Genomic DNA, 18,805 nt, shown 5'->3' with positions numbered 1-18,805 from the left:
CGGGAGCCCTCGCGAGGCACCCGCCCGTTCTTGGTCTCGCTGGTGAGCTTTTAGTTCAACAGCAGGCCTCAATCAACGCAAGCCGGCAATGTAGTCCGACACGGCGCGGATCTCGCGGTCGTTGAGCTTGGTGGCGATCTGCGCCATCTGCGGGCTGTTCTTGCGGATGCCGTCGCGGAACGCCACCAGCTGGCTGGCAGTGTAGTCGGCGTGCTGGCCGGACAGGCGCGGGTACTGGGCCGGGATGCCGGCACCGTTGGGGCTGTGGCAGCCGGCGCAGGCCGGCAGCTGGCGGTTCTGCAGGCCGCCGCGGTAGATCTTCTCGCCCAGCGACACCAGCTCCTTGTCCTTGGCGAAGCCCGGCTTGGACTTCTGCGTGCCCAGGTAGGCGCCGATGTTCTTCATGTCCTGGTCGGTCAGCTGCGCCGCGAAACCCTGCATGATCGGGTTCTGGCGCTTGCCGGCCTTGAACTCCTGCAGCTGCTTGACGATGTAGTCCGGGTGCTGCTGCGACAGCTTGGGGTTCGCGGGGGTGCCGGAGTTGCCGCCGACGCCGTGGCAGGCCACGCACACGGTGGCGAACTTGGCGTCGCCCGCAGCCGGGTCGGCCTTGACCGGCGCCGCCGTGGCTTCGACCGCATTGGGACCGGGCGCGGCGGGCGTCGCAGCGGCGGCGCCCGGAGCCGGCGCGGAGCTCGACGCCTGCGGCGGCGCCACCGTCAGCCCGGAGGCACCGGGAGCGGCGGCACTGGCGGCGGATTCCGGGGCGCTGGCGGCGGGCTGCTGGGCCCAGTTCGGCAGCGCGGACGCGGCCAGTACGGCGGCCAACAGCAGGAGAGCAGGCGTCTTGATCACGTTTCTTTGTTTATGGGGCGCAAAACCCGAGGATTCTACAATGCCGCTCCTCGCCCTCTCCCCTTCCCCATGAGCACTTCCCCCGCGGCACTGCAGGCTGTTGCCTGGCTGCACACTGCCCGCTTCCTCACCACCGCGCCCCGGCTGGAGCACCTGCCTGCGCTGGAAGTGCCCGAAATCGCCTTCGTCGGCCGCTCCAATGCGGGCAAGTCCACCAGCATCAACGTGCTGACGCAGCAAAAGCGCCTGGCCTTCGCCTCCAAGACCCCGGGCCGCACCCAGGCCATCAACCTGTTCTCCCTGGGCAAGCAGGGCGTGACCGACGCGGTGCTGGCCGACCTCCCCGGCTACGGCTACGCCGCCGTGCCCAAGGCGGACAAGGCCCGCTGGCAGCAGGTGATGGCCAACTACCTGGTCACGCGCGAGAACCTCACCGGCGTGGTCATGCTGGTCGATCCGCGCCACGGCCTCACCGAGCTGGACGAGATCCTGCTGGAGGTCATCCGCCCGCGCGTGGAGGAAGGCCTGAAGTTCCTCGTGCTCCTGACCAAGGCCGACAAGCTGAACCGGTCCGAGCAGAACAAGGCGCTGTCCATCGCGCGACTGCAGACCGGCGGCGGCGAGGTGAAACTGTTCTCCGCCCTCAAGCGGCAAGGCGTGGAGGAAGCTTCGCTCCTCCTGTGGAACTGGACGCACCCGCAGCCGGAACCGGCGGACCCGGAACCGTCCTGAACGCCGACTGGCGGGCACAAGGCGCGCGCGCCGGAATGCACAGCACGGAGGTTTCCCGATGGCGATCCAGACCTGGCAGCAGGCCCTCCCCCACGGCATCACCCTGAGTTGCCGCGCCGCCGGCGAGCGCGGCCGCCCGGTGCTGCTGTTCCTGCATGGCTTCCCGGAGGCCGCCTTCATCTGGGACGCGCTGCTGGAACATTTCGCGCAGCCGGCCAACGGCGGCTACCGCTGCGTCGCGCCCAACCTGCGCGGCTACGAGCAGTCCTCCCAGCCGGCCGACGTGTCGCTGTACCGGGCCAAGCACCTGGTGCAGGACCTCGCCGCGCTGGCGGACGTCGAAAGCGAAGGCGCGCCGCTTGCGTGCCTGGTCGCGCACGACTGGGGCGGTGCGGTCGGCTGGAACTTCGCCAACCAGCTGCCGCGGCGCATCCAGAGGCTGGCGATCATCAACTCGCCGCACCCGGGCACCTTCCTGCGGGCCCTGAAGGAAAGCCAGGCCCAGCGCGAGGCCAGTGCGTACATGAACTTCCTGGTCCGCCCGGACGCGGAGGCTTTGCTGCGCGAGGACGGCTACCGGCGCCTGCTGGCGTTCTTCACGCACGCGGGCCCCGCTCCCTGGCTGACCGAGGAGGTGAAAGCCCGCTATCGCGCGGTCTGGGACGCCAGCCTGGGCGGCGGCCTGAACTGGTACCGCGCCTCGCCGCTGCGGCCGCCGCGCGACGGCGAGCCGGGGGCGTCGGCCATCACGCTGCCGCGCGAGATGCTCACCATCGCTGTCCCCACGCTGGTGCTGTGGGGGCTGCGGGACACGGCGCTGCTGCCGGAGCTGGTCGACGGGCTGGAGGAGTACATCCCGCAGCTCACGCTGGAAAAGGTGCCCGATGCGTCGCACTGGATCGTGCACGAGCAGCCGCAGCTGGTGATGGAGCGGCTGGCGGCGTTCCTGCGCTGAGGGGCACGGCGGTCGGCCCCGGGCCGCATTCGCCGCGGACTCAATACACCGGCGGCTCTCCGGGCGGCCGCGTCTTGAAGCGCTTGTGCACCCAGTAGTACTGGGACGGCATCTCGTCGATCCAGGACTGCAGCCGCAGGTTCATCAGCGCGGTGTCCGCTACCGCGTCGCGCGTGGGGAAATCGGCCCAGGCGTCCAGCACCCGCACTTCGTAGCCCGTGGACGTCAGCCGCGTGATCAGCGGCACCACCTTCGCGCGGCCCAGGCGGGCGAAGCGCGACAGCGAAGGGATGGTGGCGGCCGGCACGCCGTAGAAGGGCACGAAGATGGAATCCTCGGCCCCGAAATTCATGTCCGGCAGCAGGTACAGCACGCCGCCCTCGCGCAGGGCGGCAATGATGTCCCGCACGCCTTCGGACCGGCTCATGGGCCGCGCGTCGCCGAAACGGAAGCGGCCCTTGAGCACCCAGGCATCGATCACCGGGTCGCTCTGGCGCGTGTAGATGCCCACGAAGCGCCTGGGCACCTGCTGCCCCATCGCCGTCACGCCCGCGTCCAGGCCGACGAAATGGGGGCAGAACAGGATCGTCGCCTGCTGCCCCTCCAGTTCGTGCACCGCACCGGTCAGCGCGATCCGGCGCCGGATCACCTCGGGACGGCCATGCCAGAGCCAGGCCCGGTCGAACCAGGCCTGCGCCACGTGCACGAAGACTTCGCGTGCGACGCGCCTGCGCTCGGCCTCGCTCCAGTGCGGAAAGCACAGGCGCAGGTTCACGTCGACCACCTTGCGGCGCGAAGCGACCAGCGCGTAGAGCAGCAGTCCGACCCCGTGGCCGAAGGCGCGGATCCACGCGAGCGGCAGCGGCGCGATCGCGCGCATGAAGAGGATGCCCAGGCGGCTCATCATGCGGCCGGCTCCTCGCGTGGCTGCTTGTAGCGCGCGTAGCCCCAGAGGTATTGCCGCGGGCCGTCGCGCACCAGGCCTTCCATGGCCGCATTCACCTGCTTCGCCGCCTGGAGGGGATCCTCCGCGAGCTCGCCTTCCCAGGCGCGCAGGTGCACGGTGTAGCCCCGCCCGCGCGGCAGGCGCTCGCCCCAGGCGAGCAGCACCGCCGCGCCGGCCTGGCGTGCGAGCCGCGCCGGCAAGGTCATGGTGTAGGCGTCCTTGCCGAAGAACGGCGCCCACACGCCCAGACCTTGCGGCGGCACCTGGTCCGGCAGCAGTCCCACCGCCTCGCCGGCCTTGAGCGCACGCAGCATCTGCCGCACGCCGGCCAGCGTGGTGGGCACGGCCGCCATGTCGGGCCGCACGCGCGAGGTGGCGACGAGGTCCCGCAACCAGGCCTTGCGCGCCGGCCGGTACAGCACCGTGATGCGGCCGAAGCGCGCTGCATACGCCTGCGCCGTGACCTCGAAGCAGCCCAGGTGTGGCGTGAGGAACACGATGCCGCGCCCTTGTGCACGCAGGCGCACGATGAGGTCCGAGCCGTCCCAGCGCACGGCCGCGGGTTTGCCGAACCACAGGCGCGGGATCTCCATCACCAGCTTGCCCGCTTCGGCCACGGCGCCACGCACCTGCGCGAAGCGGTAGCCCGCCTGAGCCAGGTTGGCGAGAAAACGGCGGCGGTAGGTAGGCGACAGCAGGAAGGCCAGCCAGCCGACGGCCGTGCCGGCAAGGTGCAGCAGCGGCAAGGGCCACCCGGACAGCAGTTGGAAGAGGCGTTTCACGCGCGTTAGAATTTGGGGGTCGCCGAGTTATGGAACTACTTGCAGGGCGACGTTAAAGAATTCTGCTAAAGCGTTCGCCCAAGCTCCGGCAGAAGGCAACGCCCTCTGCAAGCAAACCAACGGAGTGTATTCAATGGCGAACGATTTCCTTTTCACGTCCGAGTCGGTCTCGGAAGGCCACCCCGACAAGCTCGCGGACCAGGTCTCCGACGCGATCCTCGACGCGATCTTCACGCAGGACCCCCGCAGCCGCGTCGCGGCCGAGACCCTGGCCAACACCGGCCTGGTGGTGCTCGCCGGCGAGATCACCACCAACGCGCACGTCGACTACATCCAGGTCGCGCGCGACACGATCAAGCGCATCGGCTACGACAACACCGAGTACGGCATCGACTACAAGGGCTGCGCGGTGCTGGTGGCGTACGACAAGCAGTCGAACGACATCGCCCAGGGCGTGGACCACGCCTCCGACGACCACCTGAACACCGGCGCCGGTGACCAGGGCCTGATGTTCGGCTACGCCTGCGACGAGACGCCCGTGCTGATGCCGGCGCCGATCTACTACGCGCACCGGCTGGTGGAGCGGCAGGCGCAGCTGCGCAAGGACGGCCGCCTGCCCTTCCTGCGCCCCGATGCGAAGTCGCAGGTGACGATGCGCTACGTCGACGGCAAGCCGCACAGCATCGACACCGTGGTGCTGTCCAGCCAGCACAGCCCCGAGCAGAGCGACGGCAAGCACATGAAGGCCTCCTTCGTCGAGGCGGTGATCGAGGAGATCATCAAGCCGGTGCTGCCCAAGGAGTGGCTGAAGGAAACCCGCTACCTGATCAACCCGACCGGCCGCTTCGTCATCGGTGGCCCGCAGGGCGACTGCGGCCTGACCGGCCGCAAGATCATCGTCGACACGTACGGCGGCGCCTGCCCGCACGGCGGCGGTGCCTTCTCCGGCAAGGACCCGTCCAAGGTGGACCGTTCCGCGGCCTACGCGGCACGCTATGTCGCCAAGAACATCGTCGCGGCCGGCCTGGCCAAGCAGTGCCAGATCCAGGTCGCCTACGCCATCGGCGTCGCCAAGCCGATGAACGTGACCGTCTACACCGAAGGCACGGGCGTCATCCCGGACGACCGGATCGCCTCGCTGGTGCACGACCACTTCGACCTGCGTCCCAAGGGCATCATCCAGATGCTGGACCTGCTGCGCCCGATCTACTCGAAGACCGCGGCCTACGGCCACTTCGGCCGCGAAGAGCCCGAATTCACCTGGGAGCGCACGGACAAGGCGCAGGCGCTGCGTGCAGCGGCCGGCCTCAAATGAGGCCGGCAGGGGCGTAACCCCGTCCTGCGCTTTGCGGGCAGCGATGTGACGTGGCCACACAGGCTTGCCGCGCTGCGTGCAGCGGGCGGCCTGAGGCACCAGGAAGACCAAGGCGGCGTCGGTGCCGCCTTTTTTCATCAACGCAGACGACGCCGCCCGCAACCGTCAAGCCGGCGATCGCGCGTCGGCGTCGGCGTTTCTCGCCCTCCTGTCCACGGACAGCGGCGGCGTGCGAGGCAAACGGACGCAGAACGTCGTGCCGTCGTCGTTGGACGTGACTTCGACGGAGCCGCCGTGGGCCGTGGCGATCTCCTTCGTGATGTACAGGCCCAGGCCCAGACCGGACGATCCCGTGCGCCGCTCCGCTTCGGTCATCGATGGCTGGCGCAGCGGAGAGAACAGGTTTTCCCTCGACTCCGCAGAGATCGGCGCGCCTTCGTTGTGGACCTGCACACTCACGCCGGCGCCTTCGCCTTTCACGACGACGTAGACCGGGCGCTGCGCAGCCCCGTGCTGGACGGCATTGGCGATGAGGTTGGCCAGCATCTGGCCCACGCGCGCCGCATCCCAGCGGCCGGCCAGGTCACCCTCGCAGGTCAGGACGATCGTGCTGTCGGGATGCAGCGTGGCGACTTCGCTCACGATGTTCTGCGTGACCTCGGCGAAATCCGCCGGGGCCGGCGTGATGGGCAGCGCCACGCCGAACGCCGTCTGCGTGAAATCGAGAATGTCCCTGACCATGCGCTTCATCCGCTCCGCGGCGGTGAGGATGCGCGCCACGGATTTCGTCTGCGCACCGGTGAGGGTGTCGGCCCGCAGCAGGTAGTGCGCGCTCATGTGGACCACACCCAGCGGCGTGCGCAGGTCGTGTCCCAGCACGCCCAGCAGCAGATTGCGCGACTCGTCGACCTTCTTCGAGTAGAACGAAGTCGACTCGGAGAGCGCCTGGTCCATGCTCTCGCCGAAGCGCGTGAGTTCGTCCAGGGTCTCGCGGTCCGCCTGTTGAAACTGGTTGGTCCACGTGCGGATGACGGAGGCGCGCAGCGCCCGGAACTCCGACACCAGGTGGTCCAGCGAGAAGCCTTGCTGGAAGCGCTGGGCGGCGTGCTCCCGCGCGATGCGCGTGATCTCGGGAGCGTTGTCCGGCTTTTTTCCCTCGGACTTGTCGTGGGTGGCCTGCGAGCCTTGCGGTCGCGCGACGTCGGTCGCGATCGCGAGCAGGAGAATCCGCGCGTGGTCCGCCAGTTCCGCGTGCGTGAAGGCGTGCGACGGCGGCAGCCTCGCCTGGGCGAACTTGACCCAGGCCTCGACGAGGGTGCCGACGTTTTCCTCGATGTACACACAGATGTTCATGGTTATTCGTTCGCGCCGGGTTGCCTGCGAAACAAGGGACGCAGCGCCACGAAAACCGCGACCGCGACGATCGCGGATCCGGCCATGACGTTCCAGAATTCAGCGACGGCAAAGGCGACCGCCAGGAGGACGACGGCCAATCGGAGGTGTTTCTCCCAGGGACGGTGCATCTGTTTTGTGCCTTCGCACGCGCGGGGCCGGGTCGGCGTGAACGCATGCAGCGGCCGTCCCATCCTACTGCGGTTGCAGGAAGAAAAGCGTGCAGCGGCGCCAACGTTTTTCCCGCGGGGCATGCCTGCCGGCCGCACGAACACGGACAGGGAGCTCGCGCTTCCTGCTTTTCGAGTGGCGACGTCCCGCGTTACTGCACGCTGGCCGTCTGCTGGCGGTCGTAGTCCTGCCGCTTCAGGGACAGGTAGCTCGCGCGGTCCATCTCGTGCAGCTGGCGGGGATAGCGTTCCGTGGCGCTGAACCACTGGTTGATGCGCTTGTCCACGCGCTCGGCCTGGGGCGCGTTCATCGTGTCCAGGTAGGCGTCGATGGCCAGGTAGTAGCGCATCGCGTTGCGCTCCACCGCACCGCGCAGGCCGTCGGCCGTGAAGCCCGCCTTGTTGGCGCCCGCGGTCGCGAGGTACGCCTGCATCGCGAACTTGCCGGCGCCGCCGTAGGCATACGCATAGTTCATGTGCATGAAGGTCTTGCCGCCGTCCAGCGGCACTGCCTCCACGTTCACGCGGTAGTCGCGCGTGCCGAACGGGCCCTGCCCCGCGTTCAGGCGCGTCGACAGGTAGTCGCTGCCGGCCGCGCCCGGATTGAACGCGAACGCGATCGGGTAGGTCTGGTCGATCGGCGAGTTCGCCTTGCGGCCGATGCGCAGCGTGAGCGCATTGCCGCTGGCACGGCAGCCCTTGGTATTGAAGGGCAGCAGCATGATGTCGCACCAGGCGTTCGGGTCCTGCAGCGCCTCCTTCACCTGGTCGAACGGGTGGTCCAGTACCGCGTACACGTCGCCCTGCAAGGCGTTGTTGCCTTCGGCCGAATCGATGTAAAGCTGCTTGCCGTACGAGTTGTTTGCCAGTTGCGGCTTCAGCTCGGTGTAGCGGCCTCGCAGGCCGCCGGCATCGGCGTGCGCAGCGGCGCAGCCCAGGGCCAGGAGGCAGGCGGCGCCGACGCCGGTCATCCAGCGTGCGAATCCGATGGTGGGCTTCATGCGTGTTTCCTGTGGGGGTCGGCTTCCTCGATGTGCGAAGCCTCGGCTGGTTCGGTGCCGGTTCCGGTGGTCTCCGACTCCTCCTCCAGGAAGGCCTGGACGTCGAGCTGGATGCCGCCCATGAACAGCGAATGGGGCGCCACCTCGTACACATACTTGCCGCGCGGCTGGAGCACCAGCCGCAGGCGCAGCCTGGGATTCTCGACACCCTCCCAGGCGCGGATCAGCCGGGTGCGCACCAGGTTGTCCGGGCACTGCAGCGACTTGAGCTTGTGGTAGTTGGTCGACAGGCTCACCGCGTCCAGGTACCAGGGCGACTGCTTGTTGCGCGCCAGCAGGTTCGCGGACAGGTCCACTTCCAGCGTCAGCAGGTTGTCGTCGACAACCTCCAGCACCAGGTTGCGTCCGAGCAGGCCGCCGTTCGACTCCCCGTACTTGTACGTGAGGTGCAGGTGGGAAGGCGTTTTGCGCAGCGAATATTTCATGGGCATCACCCGTTGGGCACAGCCTGATGCAGCATTCGCGGCGCGAGTGTAGGACGGCGTTGCAAATGGCTGTGCGTGCGCTCAGCCGCCGGCGCCTCGCGCGCCCGCGCACGACGATTCCTACAGGCGATGCCGGGGTTTGGCGCACACGCCGGATGGGCCAGCGTCCCAAGATGAGAGGGAACCTTTCCCTCGAACACATAAGGAGCTGACATGGCTGCTGAAGAACGCGAAGAACGCGACCTGAACCGCGATCCCATCACCGACGAACCGGGTGCGCACCCGATCGGCACGGGCCTCGGCGCGGCGGGCGGCGCAGTGGCCGGCGCGGCTGCCGGCGCAGTGGCCGGCCCGATCGGCGCCGCTGTCGGCGGCGTGGTCGGTGCCGTGGTCGGCGGGCTCGCCGGCAAGGCCGCCGGCGAAGCCGTGAACCCCACGGCGGAAGAAGCCTTCTGGCGCGAGAACTACGACAAGCAGCCGTACTACGAGAAGGGCCGCAGCTTCGACGACTACAGCCCCGCCTACCGCCTCGGCCTGTCCGGTCGCGAGCGTTACCAGGACTCCTGGGACACGGCCGAGCCCCGCCTCGCTTCCGAATGGGAGACCGGCTCGCGCGGCTCCTCCTCGCTGGACTGGCAGCGTGCCAGCCCCGCGTCGCAGGCCGCGTGGAAGCGCGCCGACGAGCAATACCGCAGCTACGCCCCGAGCAGCACCAACATGGCGGCCAGCGGCGGCGCCAACGGCATGATGGCCAACGTCGGCGGCACCGGCGCGGGCGGCTCCGGCGCTGCCGTGGGTGCGATGCAGCAGGCCGGCAACAACGACGGTGACCGCGGCGACGTGGCCGACGTGCTCAAGGACCTGGTCGAGTGCTGCAAGGACGGCGAGTACGGCTTCCGCGAGTGCGCCGAGCAGGCCAAGCGCGAGGACCTCAAGTCCACCTTCCTGCAGCGCGCCGACGACTGCCGCCGCGGGGCCCAGGAGCTCAACGAGTGCCTGCGCCGCTACGGCTCGCAGACCGAGGACGGCGGCAGCGCGATGGGCGCCATGCACCGTGGCTGGGTGTCGATCAAGTCCAAGCTGACCACCTACGACGACAAGGCGGTGCTGGAGGAAGCCGAGCGCGGCGAGGACAACGCCAAGGCGCGCTACACGAAGGCCCTGCAGAAGAACCTCCCGGCCGACGTGCGCCAGGTGGTGGAGCGCCAGTACCAGGGCGTGCAGCGCAACCACGACCAGGTGAAGATGCTGCGCGACCAGTTCCGCGCCACCTGACGCGTTGAGCGTCGGGCCGACAGCGGCGGGCGTGGATTCGCCTTACGCTAGCCGCTGTTTGCCCCACCCTCAACCCCGACGCGAGATGGCCGACAAGACCGCCCTCAAGACCTACCGCGACAAGCGCAACTTCGACGCGACGCCAGAACCCGCCGAGGGCGGCGAGGCGAACGAGGGCGCGCGCAGCTTCGTGATCCAGAAGCACTGGGCCACCCGGCTGCACTACGACTTCCGGCTGGAGCTGGAAGGCACCATGAAGAGCTGGGCCGTTCCCAAGGGCCCCAGCTACGACCCGAACGACAAGCGCATGGCGATGCCCACCGAGGACCATCCCATCGCCTACAACCGCTTCGAAGGCACCATCCCGCCCGGCAACTACGGCGCGGGCAAGGTGATCATCTGGGACAAGGGCACCTGGATCCCGCTGGAAGACCCGCACAAGGGCTGGCGCGACGGCAAGCTCAAGTTCGAACTGCGCGGACACAAGATGCACGGCCACTGGACGCTCGTGCGCATGAAGGGCCGCGACAACCGCGGCAAGGACCCCTGGCTGCTGATCAAGGAGCGTGACGCGTTCGCGCGCCCCGCCAGCGAGTTCAGCCTGGTCGACGAGATGCCCGACTCGGTGCAGTCGCTGGCCGACCGCCCCGAAGCGCTCGCCACCCCGGGCACGGCCACGGCGCAGGCCGCCGCGGCGCCCGCCGGCTCCGGCCCACCCGAAGGTGCGCGTCGCGAGAAGCTGCCCGACACCTTGCAGCCCGAACTGGCCGTACTCGTCGACGAGTCGCCGGCGCGTCCTGAAGACTGGGTGTTCGAGATCAAGTTCGACGGCTACCGCATGCTCGCCCGCGTCGAGGGCGGCGAGGTGCTGCTGGTCACGCGCAACGGCAACGACTGGACCTCGCGCCTGCCCGGCCTGGTGAAGGCCTTGCGCGCCATGGAGCTTCCGGACGGCTGGTACGACGGCGAGATCATCATGCCGGGCAAGGACACGCCGGCGGACTTCCAGGCGCTACAGGGTGCGTTCGACAGCAAGCGCACCGAGCAGATCGTCTACTACCTGTTCGACCTGCCGTTCTGCGCCGGCTACGACCTGCGCGACGTGCCGCTCACCGAGCGGCGGGCGGTGCTGCAGCGCATCTGCGAACGCAAGCCCCACCCCAACGTGCGCTTCAGCGCGGTGTTCGACGTTGCACCGCAGGAGATGCTCGACTCCGCCTGCCGCCTGGGCCTCGAAGGCGTGATCGCCAAGCGGCGCGACTCCGCCTACGTGGGCCGCCGCTCCAGCGACTGGATCAAGCTCAAGTGCAAGCTGCGCCAGGAGTTCGTGATCGGCGGCTGGACCGACCCCAAGGGTTCGCGCACGGGCGTCGGCTCGCTGCTGCTGGGGGTGCACGGGGACGACGGCAAGCTGCGCTACGCGGGCAACGTCGGAACCGGCTTCAACGAACAGACCTTGCGCGACCTGCGCAAGCGCCTCGATGCGCTGGCCGCGCCGCGCAAGTCCTTCGACGCCGGCACCGGCCTGCCGCGCGATGCGCACTGGGTGAAGCCCGAGCTGGTGTGCGAAGTGTCCTTCGGCGAATGGACGCGCGACGGCAAGATCCGGCACTCCGTCTTCCACGGCCTGCGCACCGACAAGCCGGCCGACGCGGTGGGCGAGGAGCCGGTGCTGCACGAACCGCCGCCCGACCAGCCCGCCGCCAGGCCCAAGCGCGCCGTCGCGAACAAGGCCGCTGCCACGGCGCCCGCCGCCGCGCCGGCGGCCAGCACGCCTTTGCCCTCGACCTTGCGCATCAGCAACCCCGACCGCATCGTCGACGCGCAAAGCGGCATCACCAAGATGCAACTGGTGCGCTACTACGCACTCGTGGCGCCGCTGATGATGCCGCACCTGGAGGACCGCCCCATCGCGATGGTGCGGGCGCCCGACGGCGTCGAAGGGCAGCTGTTCTTCCAGAAGCACCTGGACCGCTACAAGATGGCGGGGGTCGAGCCGCTCGACCCGGACATCTTTCCCGGCCACCCGCCGATGGTGAAGATGGCGACGGCGGAGGGCCTCCTGTCCGCGGCGCAGATGAACGTGGTGGAGGTGCACACCTGGAACGGGGTGGTGAAGACCATCGACCGCCCCGACCGCATGACCTTCGACATCGACCCGGGCGAAGGCGTCACCTGGGCGCAGATCCAGGAAGCCGCCACGCTGGTGCGCACCATGCTCGACGAGCTGCAGCTGCCCTGCTTCCTCAAGACCAGTGGCGGCAAGGGCCTGCACCTGGTGGTGCCGCTGAAGCCGCGCCTGGACTGGGACACGGTCAAGGACTTCTCGCAGGCGGTGGTGCAGCACCTGTCGCGCACCCTGCCCGATCGCTTCGTCGCCAAGAGCGGGGCGAAGAACCGGGTCGGCCGCATCTTCATCGACTACCTGCGCAACGGCTACGGCGCGACCACGGTGTGCGCGTGGTCCGCGCGGGCGCGCCCGGGGCTGGGCATCTCGGTGCCGGTGCGCTGGGACGAGCTGGCGGCGCTCAAGGGCGGCGCCCACTGGACCGTCGCCACCGCGCACCAACGGCTGGACGAGGGCAACGCACCCTGGGCCGACTACGAGAAAAGCCGCGCCCTGCTGGAAGCGGCCATGGACAAGCTGGGGTTCGCCCGCCCCTAGGCGGGCGGAAGGCGCAGCAGCACCACGGCGCCCTGGCGCTCGAGCTGCACGCCCTCGGCGCCGGCGAGCGCGGCGAGATCGCTCCACGCGATCTTGCGGTAGCCGGCGTCGGCGGCGATGCCCTTGTCGTCCTGCGTGGGTCGCACGAGCACCGAGAGCACGATGTCCTTGCCCTCCGCCGCGGCGCCCAGCACCAGCTCGGCGGGCGCCGGCTGGTGGTCGGTGCAGTGCAGCAGCGTGGCCGTCAGCAGCTGCCGGATCGCCGAGCGGCGGACCTTGCCCGGCACCGGGCCGATCTCGTTGCGCAAGGCGTAGCCGCGAAAGCTCAGGCTCGTCGCGAGCAGGGCGGAGCACTCGCGCACCGCTTCGGTCACGTCGGTGGCGACCGCCTCGTCCGGCGCGATCCAGCCGACCACGTCGATGCAGGAGGCCAGGGCCGCCTTCGCGAAGGTGTTGATCTTGCCGGCGCTGTCCTGCAGATGCGCGATGTCCGGCGTCGCGGCGCGCAGGCGCCGGTCCATGACCTCGTAGATCATCCCGATGGGCTGCAGGTTGACGACGAGGTGGTGGCGCATCGACGGCGCCAGGCGCCGCAGCAGCGCGTAGCGAGCGGCTTCCACTTCGGGCGGGACGGGCGCGGCAGCAGTGGGCGAAGGCATCGCGCCCGTTATAGCAGGGAGCTGGGACCTAGGTCCAATGGCCGGGCCCGGCCCGCACCGGAATGCTGGCGGTCTTTCGCAGCAGGAGCGCGGCATGCAAGGCATTCCCCAAACATTGTTCGCGGCCGCCCTCGCCGCCGCTGCCTGTGGCGCGGTGGCGCCCCCTGCCCTGGCACAGGACGCGCAGCCGAGCGCCGAAGCGCGCGAGAGCGAACGCCAGGCGCGCCTGCAGCTCGCGGAAAACGGCCTGCAGAAGCTCTACAAGATCCAGCCGGAGGCGCAGGCCAGCGTCGAGAAGGCCGTGGGCTACGCGGTGTTCGAGGTGGACTCCATCTACGCCCTGCTGTTCGTCGGCCAGAAGGGCAAGGGCGTCCTGTTCGACAACGCGACCAGGAAGCCGACCTTCATGAGCAGCTCGCGCGCCGGCACCGGCCCCGGCGTGGGCAAGCAGAAGGTCTACCAGGTGTTCGTGTTCAAGTCCAAGAGCGCGATGGAACAGTTCATGGCCGCCGGCGGTGCCGGCGCTGACGTAGGCGCGTCGGTGAGCACCGGCACCGACGGCATGGTGCGGTCCTTCAATCCCTCGATCGACATCTACCAGGTGCCGGAATCCGGCATGGCCGTGCAGGCGAGCTGGGGCGGCACGGTGTACACCGTGGACAGCGCCCTGCAGCAATGAGGGGGCGCCTCAGGACCCCGCGCTTGCCTGCTTGCCCTTGCGGTAGCTCTCGACGCTCTTCTTGAGGTCGCTGTATTCCTCGCAGGGCAGGAAGCACAGGCGATCGAGCACCTTGAGCTCCTGCTCCGCGCGCGCGAGATCGCCCACCTGCAGGTAGGCCTCGCCCAGGTATTCGTGGGCGCCGCGGTGCTTGGGGTCGATTTGCAAGGCCTTGTTGTAGGCCTCGAAGGCGGGCGGCATCTGGCCCGTCTGCCGGTAGGCGTGGCCGAGCTCGTTCCAGCCGTTGGCGTCGTCCGGCTTGCGCTGCGTGTAGACGCCCATGCGGGCGATCACCTGCTGCCAGTCCTTCGCCTTCACGGCGGCCAGGCCGGCAGCGTAGTCCGGGTCGCGGTTGCGCGCAGCGCTTTCCTCGGAAGCGCCGCCACCCCCACCTCCGCCACCGCCGCTGCCACCGGCGGCCAGGGCCGCGGCTGCCGCGGCCAGGGCGGCCATGCCAATGAGCGCGCTCAGGGAATGCTTCATGCCAGCTCCTCGTTGCAGCGCCCCTCGGCCGGGGAGCTTAGTCCCGGCGGACGCCGGGGACAAGCCTGCCTCGGGCCGCGCCCGGCCCTAGGCCTTCAGCGCCGCGGCGTGGTGCGCGAGGTGGTCCGCGATGAAGCTCTGGATGAAGAAGTAGCCGTGGTCGTAGCCCGCGTGCCGTCGCAGTTCCAGCGGCTGCCCGGCAGCGGCGCAGGCCTGCTCCAGCCGCTCGGGCCTGAGCTGGGTGGCAAGGAACTGGTCCTCCAGCCCCTGGTCCACCAGCAGCGGTGGCACCCGCGCGCCGGCGGCGATCAGCCGCACGGCGTCGTGCTTCGCCCAGGCCTGCTCGTCCTCGCCCAGGTAGCCGCGGAAGGCCTTCTGCCCCCAGGGCACCTCGCTGGGCGCGCAGATCGGCGCGAAGGCGGACACGCTCCGGAAGCGCTCCGGATGCCGCAGCGCGAGCGTGAGGGCGCCGTGGCCGCCCATGGAATGGCCCAGCACGCCGACGCGGTCCTGCCGCACCGGGAAGCCCTGGGCCAGCAGCTGCGGCAATTCCTGCAGCAGCCAGCTTTCCATGCGCCAGCGGGCCGCATACGGTTCGCGCGTCGCATCGAGATAGAAGCCCGCCCCCGTGCCGAAGTCCCAGTCCGCATCCGCTTGCGCGATGCCGGTGCCGCGCGGGCTGGTGTCGGGGGTGACCAGCACCAGGCCGTGCGCGGCCGCGTGCTGCTGCGCGCCGGCCTTGATCGCGAAGGTCTGCTCGTTGCAGGTCAGCCCCGCCAGGCAGTAGAGGACGGGCAGCGTGCCCGTGCCGGAGCGTGGCGGGACGAAGACGCCGAAGCGCATCGGCAAGCCCACGCTGCGGGAGGCATGCTCGTAGAAGCCCTGCACGCCGCCGTGGCAGCGGTGCTCCTCCAGCGTCGTGATGCCATGCATCTCAGTACACCACGACGGAGCGGATCGACTCGCCGCTCTTCATCAGCTCGAAGCCCTTGTTGATGTCTTCCAGCGCCAGGTGGTGCGTGATCAGGTCGTCGATGTTGATCTTGCCCTCCATGTACCAGTCGACGATCTTCGGCACGTCGGTGCGCCCACGCGCGCCGCCGAAGGCCGAGCCCTTCCAGACGCGCCCGGTCACCAGCTGGAAGGGCCGCGTGGCGATCTCCTTGCCCGCTTCGGCGACGCCGATGATGACGCTCTGGCCCCAGCCCTTGTGGCAGCATTCCAGCGCCTGGCGCATGGTGGCCGTGTTGCCGATGCACTCGAAGCTGTAGTCGGCACCGCCGTCGGTGAGCTGCACGATCGCATCGACGACGTTCGGCTGTTCCTTCGGGTTCACGAAGTGCGTCATGCCGAACTTGCGCGCCATCGCCTCGCGCGCCGGATTGAGGTCCACGCCGATGATCCTGTCCGCGCCCACCATGCGCGCGCCCTGGATCACGTTCAGGCCGATGCCGCCCAGGCCGAACACGACCACGTTGGCGCCCGCCTCCACCTTGGCCGTGTAGATCACCGCGCCTATGCCGGTGGTGACGCCGCAGCCGATGTAGCAGACCTTGTCGAAGGGCGCGTCGCTGCGGATCTTCGCCAGCGCGATCTCGGGCGCGACGATGTGGTTGGCGAAGGTGGAGGTGCCCATGTAGTGCAGGATGGGCTTGCCCTTGAGGGAGAAGCGCGAGCTGCCGTCGGGCATCAGCCCCTTGCCCTGGGTGGTGCGGATCGCCTGGCACAGGTTGGTCTTGCGCGAGAGGCAGAACTTGCACTGCCGGCATTCGGGCGTGTACAGCGGGATCACGTGGTCGCCGGGCTGCAGCGAACGCACGCCGGCGCCCACCTCGAGCACAACGCCGGCGCCTTCGTGGCCGAGCACGGCGGGGAAGAGCCCTTCGGGATCGGCGCCCGAGAGCGTGTAGTAGTCGGTGTGGCAGATGCCGGTGGCTTTCACCTCCACCAGCACTTCGCCGGCCCGCGGGCCTTCGAGGTCGAGTTCTTCGATGGCGAGCGGCTGGCCTGCCTGCCAGGCGACGGCGGCGCGTGTCTTCATGTCTTCGTCCTTCCAGGGGAAGGCGAAGCTTCGCAGTTTTCGGCGCCCGCGGGGGGCGCGCAACGCGGCCGCGCGGCGCCGGCGGCCGCGCTGGCGCGCCTACCTCTTGCTGGCGGTGAACGTGATGGCCTGGCCGTAGGTTCCGTTCACCACCGCGGCATCGAGCTGCTGCAGCTCGTGGCTGTAGATCGCGGCGCCCTGGAACACCGCGCCCGGAAACACGCAGGGGTAGCCGGCGAACTGGATGGTCAGGTCGAAGGCGTCGTCATTGCGCGGCACCGCCTGGCCCGTGATGGTGCAGCCGTTCAGCACGGTCGTCAGCTTGCCGTCGCCGGTCACGTCGAAGGTGGTCTGGCGCAGGCCGAGCGAGAAGGTCACCACGCCCGGGTAGGTGCCGGCGAGGTCCGCGAGCCGGCCGTCCGGGTCGAAAGGCTTGACGTAGCTGAGGCTGAAAGGTGAGGCGTTCACCTTGCCGCTGACGGTCTGGTGTCCGCCCACCTTGCCGCTGATGGCGGCGCCCGTGGGACGCTGGAGCGGGTAGGCGAAGTGGTAGTCCACCCCATCCTTGGACGTGAAGGTCGCACCGTGGAAGTCGCCGGTGCCGCGGATCAATCCGCCGGGTGCGGCGGCCGTTGCCGCGTACTGGAGGTAGTAGGTGCCGTCGCCGAGGACGATCGCGCTGGCCGACCGGTTGCCCTCCAGCGTGCCTTGCCACAGGCCCGTGTACGGGTCACCGCCGCCGCAGGAAGCGACGGCAAGCGCGGCCAGCAGGGCCGCACAGGCTGCGGCCGTGCGGCGCGCGGGTGGGTTCGGGAATCGCATGGTGCGCACGTCCAGGAAACGAAGATGCGCAATGTTTTGCAATCTGTAAGCTCGACGTCAACGCCGGCCGCGCCGCGACCGCACCCGATGTGCAGGAGTTGGCATCGGCGAGCGTGCCGACAGCGGGTTTACCCGTGCAGGGCGTCGTACAAGGCGAGCGCCAGGGCGGCGAGCAGGAGGACCAGGATCAGCAGGCGGCCGCCGCGATGGCGTCGCTTGGGACTGAATTCCAGTTCGGCGAACTGGCTGATGAAGCGCCGGCTGCCGCGCGCCGCGGGTTGCTTGTCGGCGTCCTTGGCCATTGCGCTCCTCCTTGGAGCCGCATTGTGCGACGGTTGAGCCTGGGCCGATACGCCAGCAACACTCCGTTGTCCGTGTTTCAGGCGGCCCGGCGCCGTCCCATGTCGATGCGGGAGTCCGCATCCAGCGTGAGGCGCGTGCCGACCCTCGCCTCGGCTCAGGCCCACTCCGGCCGCAAGGTGAAGCTCGCGGCGAGGCTCTCGCCGGGCGCGAGGACGGCGCCGCCCAGCGCATCGCGCCCGTGCTGCGGCAGCAGATTGAGCCAGTCCGTGCACTGGCTCACCGGCTCCGCGCAGAAGGAATCCAGCCCGCGCGGGCAATACAGGACGAAGTAGTCCAGCGGCGCCTGCGCCTGCAGCGTGAGGCTGCGCCGCGGCCCGTGCGGATCCGCAGGCCAGTCGATGCGCGCGCGGTGCTCCCAGCCGGTGAAGTTGTTGTCGAGATCCAGCCGCGACAGCTCGACGCCTTCACGCAAGGCGGGCACCGGCCCACCGGCATCGAGCTGCACCGGCATCACCTGCGCATCGGTCCGCCACATGGCTTGCGCCGGGCTGCGCAGGCGGGTGCCCGGATGGTGCGGGAAGTAAGGGTGGTGGCCCAGGCCCACCGGCATGGCAGCCGTGTCCTCGTTGCGCACCTCGATGGTGACGGACAGCGCGCGCGGGTCCAGCGCGAAGTGCTGGCGGGCCGAGAAGCTCCAGGGCCACGCCGTGTCCGCCGCCGCGCGCAGGCCAAGCACCGCCTGCGTCGGCGTGGCCGACTCCACCTGCCAGGGCAGCAGCCAGGCCAGGCCATGCAGGGGATGGCCGGCATCGTCGCCGGGATGGTTGCGAGGCATGCGGATCTCGCGCCCCGCGAAGGACGCCTGGCCGTCGCGGATGCGGTTGCAAAAGGGCAGCAGCGGAAAGCTCGCCATGTCCAGCGGATTGCGCGCGGCGAGCCCAATGGCGCTGGCCGGCCGCAGCCAGTGCAACTCGCGCAAGCGCGAGCCCTCGCGCCAGCGGCGGGTGAATGCGGCGATCGAGCCGCCCACTTCGGGTGCCAGCACCACCTGCAACTCTCCGGCGGACAGCGGCAACAGGGCGGGTCGCACGAGGGTGGCGGGGGCGGCAGTGCCTTGCCCAACTTCCATGGGAATCCTTTCCAGCAAGAGCGCGCATCGTGCTGCGTGTGGATGCGTGGCGGCTGTCAGGGCCCGAGTCACGCGGC

20 protein-coding genes are annotated in these 18,805 nt (G+C 69.5%); 6 read left to right on the top strand and 14 right to left on the bottom strand.

The genetic code is table 11. The features are described 5' to 3' along the window. Positions 1–72: 72 nt before the first annotated feature. Positions 73–717, bottom strand: a complete 645-nt coding sequence (locus AC3EGR_RS21355; protein ID WP_488548554.1) for a c-type cytochrome — start codon at positions 715–717, stop codon at positions 73–75. Positions 718–924: 207 nt separating this feature from the next. On the opposite strand from AC3EGR_RS21355, the gene yihA reads away from it, so the two are divergent. Together yihA and AC3EGR_RS21345 are read left to right on the top strand one after the other, a co-directional pair. Then, on the top strand, positions 925–1,587 hold the full coding sequence (gene yihA, locus AC3EGR_RS21350) for a ribosome biogenesis GTP-binding protein YihA/YsxC (RefSeq protein WP_488548538.1): 663 nt from the start codon (positions 925–927) through the stop codon (positions 1,585–1,587). A 58-nt stretch (positions 1,588–1,645) separates the two neighbouring features. After that, entirely contained in the window at positions 1,646–2,542 is an 897-nt protein-coding gene (locus AC3EGR_RS21345) for an alpha/beta fold hydrolase (protein WP_488548537.1), read from the top strand. Positions 2,543–2,582: 40 nt separating this feature from the next. On the opposite strand, the gene AC3EGR_RS21340 is transcribed toward AC3EGR_RS21345, so the two are convergent. Both AC3EGR_RS21340 and AC3EGR_RS21335 read right to left on the bottom strand, forming a co-directional pair. Beyond that, a complete protein-coding gene (locus tag AC3EGR_RS21340) occupies positions 2,583–3,449 on the bottom strand; it encodes an LpxL/LpxP family acyltransferase (protein ID WP_488548536.1) in 867 nt (288 codons plus the stop codon). Then, positions 3,446–4,270, bottom strand: a complete 825-nt coding sequence (locus AC3EGR_RS21335; RefSeq protein ID WP_488548535.1) for a lysophospholipid acyltransferase family protein — start codon at positions 4,268–4,270, stop codon at positions 3,446–3,448. Before AC3EGR_RS21335 ends, AC3EGR_RS21340 begins: the two co-directional genes overlap by 4 nt. A gap of 133 nt (positions 4,271–4,403) precedes the next feature. On the opposite strand from AC3EGR_RS21335, the gene metK reads away from it, so the two are divergent. Continuing rightward, a complete protein-coding gene (metK, locus tag AC3EGR_RS21330) occupies positions 4,404–5,585 on the top strand; it encodes a methionine adenosyltransferase (RefSeq protein WP_488548534.1) in 1,182 nt (393 codons plus the stop codon). Positions 5,586–5,750: 165 nt separating this feature from the next. Here metK and AC3EGR_RS21325 read toward each other — a convergent pair whose 3' ends face one another. The 4 genes from AC3EGR_RS21325 to AC3EGR_RS21310 all read right to left on the bottom strand — a co-directional run bounded on the left by AC3EGR_RS21325 (position 5,751) and on the right by AC3EGR_RS21310 (position 8,633). Next, positions 5,751–6,938 (bottom strand): ATP-binding protein, encoded by a 1,188-nt coding sequence (locus tag AC3EGR_RS21325; RefSeq protein ID WP_488548533.1) that lies wholly within the window; start codon positions 6,936–6,938, stop codon positions 5,751–5,753. A gap of 2 nt (positions 6,939–6,940) precedes the next feature. Continuing rightward, positions 6,941–7,078, bottom strand: coding sequence for a hypothetical protein (locus tag AC3EGR_RS21320; RefSeq protein ID WP_488548532.1), 138 nt, complete (start codon positions 7,076–7,078; stop codon positions 6,941–6,943). A gap of 221 nt (positions 7,079–7,299) precedes the next feature. After that, entirely contained in the window at positions 7,300–8,148 is an 849-nt protein-coding gene (locus AC3EGR_RS21315; RefSeq protein ID WP_488548531.1) for a hypothetical protein, read from the bottom strand. Next, on the bottom strand, positions 8,145–8,633 hold the full coding sequence (locus AC3EGR_RS21310; RefSeq protein WP_488548530.1) for a hypothetical protein: 489 nt from the start codon (positions 8,631–8,633) through the stop codon (positions 8,145–8,147). Before AC3EGR_RS21310 ends, AC3EGR_RS21315 begins: the two co-directional genes overlap by 4 nt. A 213-nt stretch (positions 8,634–8,846) precedes the next feature. On the opposite strand from AC3EGR_RS21310, the gene AC3EGR_RS21305 reads away from it, so the two are divergent. Next, positions 8,847–9,908 carry a ferritin-like domain-containing protein gene (locus AC3EGR_RS21305; protein WP_488548529.1) on the top strand — a complete coding sequence of 354 codons (1,062 nt, stop codon included), beginning with the start codon at positions 8,847–8,849 and terminating at the stop codon, positions 9,906–9,908. An 85-nt stretch (positions 9,909–9,993) separates the two neighbouring features. Then, the gene (gene ligD, locus AC3EGR_RS21300) at positions 9,994–12,573 is read left to right on the top strand and encodes a DNA ligase D (protein ID WP_488548528.1); all 2,580 of its coding nucleotides are present in this window, start codon (positions 9,994–9,996) and stop codon (positions 12,571–12,573) included. Here the strand turns inward: ligD and AC3EGR_RS21295 are convergent. Further along, on the bottom strand, positions 12,570–13,232 hold the full coding sequence (locus AC3EGR_RS21295; protein WP_488548527.1) for a hypothetical protein: 663 nt from the start codon (positions 13,230–13,232) through the stop codon (positions 12,570–12,572). The genes ligD and AC3EGR_RS21295 overlap by 4 nt on opposite strands. A gap of 94 nt (positions 13,233–13,326) precedes the next feature. Here AC3EGR_RS21295 and AC3EGR_RS21290 point away from each other — a divergent pair, with 94 nt between their 5' ends. Continuing rightward, complete coding sequence (locus tag AC3EGR_RS21290; RefSeq protein WP_488548526.1) at positions 13,327–13,911, top strand: lipid-binding SYLF domain-containing protein; 585 nt, start codon at positions 13,327–13,329, stop codon at positions 13,909–13,911. A gap of 9 nt (positions 13,912–13,920) precedes the next feature. On the opposite strand, the gene AC3EGR_RS21285 is transcribed toward AC3EGR_RS21290, so the two are convergent. The 6 genes from AC3EGR_RS21285 to AC3EGR_RS21260 form a co-directional block, all read right to left on the bottom strand. Continuing rightward, complete coding sequence (locus tag AC3EGR_RS21285) at positions 13,921–14,433, bottom strand: tetratricopeptide repeat protein (RefSeq protein WP_488548525.1); 513 nt, start codon at positions 14,431–14,433, stop codon at positions 13,921–13,923. 87 nt (positions 14,434–14,520) lie between these two features. Further along, positions 14,521–15,366: an S-formylglutathione hydrolase gene (fghA, locus tag AC3EGR_RS21280; protein ID WP_488548524.1), complete on the bottom strand. Its 846-nt coding sequence runs from the start codon at positions 15,364–15,366 to the stop codon at positions 14,521–14,523. Between the two features lies 1 nt (position 15,367). Next, a complete protein-coding gene (locus tag AC3EGR_RS21275) occupies positions 15,368–16,474 on the bottom strand; it encodes an S-(hydroxymethyl)glutathione dehydrogenase/class III alcohol dehydrogenase (RefSeq protein WP_488548523.1) in 1,107 nt (368 codons plus the stop codon). Positions 16,475–16,573: 99 nt separating this feature from the next. Then, complete coding sequence (locus AC3EGR_RS21270) at positions 16,574–17,296, bottom strand: hypothetical protein (RefSeq protein WP_488548522.1); 723 nt, start codon at positions 17,294–17,296, stop codon at positions 16,574–16,576. A 128-nt stretch (positions 17,297–17,424) separates the two neighbouring features. Further along, positions 17,425–17,598 carry a hypothetical protein gene (locus AC3EGR_RS21265; protein ID WP_488548521.1) on the bottom strand — a complete coding sequence of 58 codons (174 nt, stop codon included), beginning with the start codon at positions 17,596–17,598 and terminating at the stop codon, positions 17,425–17,427. Positions 17,599–17,753: 155 nt separating this feature from the next. Beyond that, a complete protein-coding gene (locus AC3EGR_RS21260) occupies positions 17,754–18,728 on the bottom strand; it encodes an aldose 1-epimerase (RefSeq protein WP_488548520.1) in 975 nt (324 codons plus the stop codon). Between the last annotated feature and the right edge of the window lie 77 nt (positions 18,729–18,805).

It is taken from the genome of Ramlibacter sp. G4-7 (assembly GCF_057784995.1).
Note: the sequence above shows the minus strand (reverse complement) of the source record. Positions and strands in the feature narration are given on the sequence as shown.

Excerpts from the sequence above, each read along its gene's own strand:
- AC3EGR_RS21285 (WP_488548525.1), bottom strand. The coding sequence starts at position 14,433 with ATGAAGCATTCCCTGAGCGCGCTCATTGGCATGGCCGCCCTGGCCGCG.
- metK (WP_488548534.1), top strand. The coding sequence starts at position 4,404 with ATGGCGAACGATTTCCTTTTCACGTCCGAGTCGGTCTCGGAAGGCCAC.
- fghA (WP_488548524.1), bottom strand. The coding sequence starts at position 15,366 with ATGCATGGCATCACGACGCTGGAGGAGCACCGCTGCCACGGCGGCGTG.
- ligD (WP_488548528.1), top strand. The coding sequence starts at position 9,994 with ATGGCCGACAAGACCGCCCTCAAGACCTACCGCGACAAGCGCAACTTC.
- AC3EGR_RS21275 (WP_488548523.1), bottom strand. The coding sequence starts at position 16,474 with ATGAAGACACGCGCCGCCGTCGCCTGGCAGGCAGGCCAGCCGCTCGCC.
- AC3EGR_RS21295 (WP_488548527.1), bottom strand. The coding sequence starts at position 13,232 with ATGCCTTCGCCCACTGCTGCCGCGCCCGTCCCGCCCGAAGTGGAAGCC.
- AC3EGR_RS21305 (WP_488548529.1), top strand. The coding sequence starts at position 8,847 with ATGGCTGCTGAAGAACGCGAAGAACGCGACCTGAACCGCGATCCCATC.
- AC3EGR_RS21260 (WP_488548520.1), bottom strand. The coding sequence starts at position 18,728 with ATGGAAGTTGGGCAAGGCACTGCCGCCCCCGCCACCCTCGTGCGACCC.
- AC3EGR_RS21345 (WP_488548537.1), top strand. The coding sequence starts at position 1,646 with ATGGCGATCCAGACCTGGCAGCAGGCCCTCCCCCACGGCATCACCCTG.
- AC3EGR_RS21265 (WP_488548521.1), bottom strand. The coding sequence starts at position 17,598 with ATGGCCAAGGACGCCGACAAGCAACCCGCGGCGCGCGGCAGCCGGCGC.
- AC3EGR_RS21340 (WP_488548536.1), bottom strand. The coding sequence starts at position 3,449 with ATGATGAGCCGCCTGGGCATCCTCTTCATGCGCGCGATCGCGCCGCTG.
- AC3EGR_RS21270 (WP_488548522.1), bottom strand. The coding sequence starts at position 17,296 with ATGCGATTCCCGAACCCACCCGCGCGCCGCACGGCCGCAGCCTGTGCG.
- AC3EGR_RS21290 (WP_488548526.1), top strand. The coding sequence starts at position 13,327 with ATGCAAGGCATTCCCCAAACATTGTTCGCGGCCGCCCTCGCCGCCGCT.
- AC3EGR_RS21310 (WP_488548530.1), bottom strand. The coding sequence starts at position 8,633 with ATGAAATATTCGCTGCGCAAAACGCCTTCCCACCTGCACCTCACGTAC.
- AC3EGR_RS21315 (WP_488548531.1), bottom strand. The coding sequence starts at position 8,148 with ATGAAGCCCACCATCGGATTCGCACGCTGGATGACCGGCGTCGGCGCC.
- AC3EGR_RS21325 (WP_488548533.1), bottom strand. The coding sequence starts at position 6,938 with ATGAACATCTGTGTGTACATCGAGGAAAACGTCGGCACCCTCGTCGAG.
- yihA (WP_488548538.1), top strand. The coding sequence starts at position 925 with ATGAGCACTTCCCCCGCGGCACTGCAGGCTGTTGCCTGGCTGCACACT.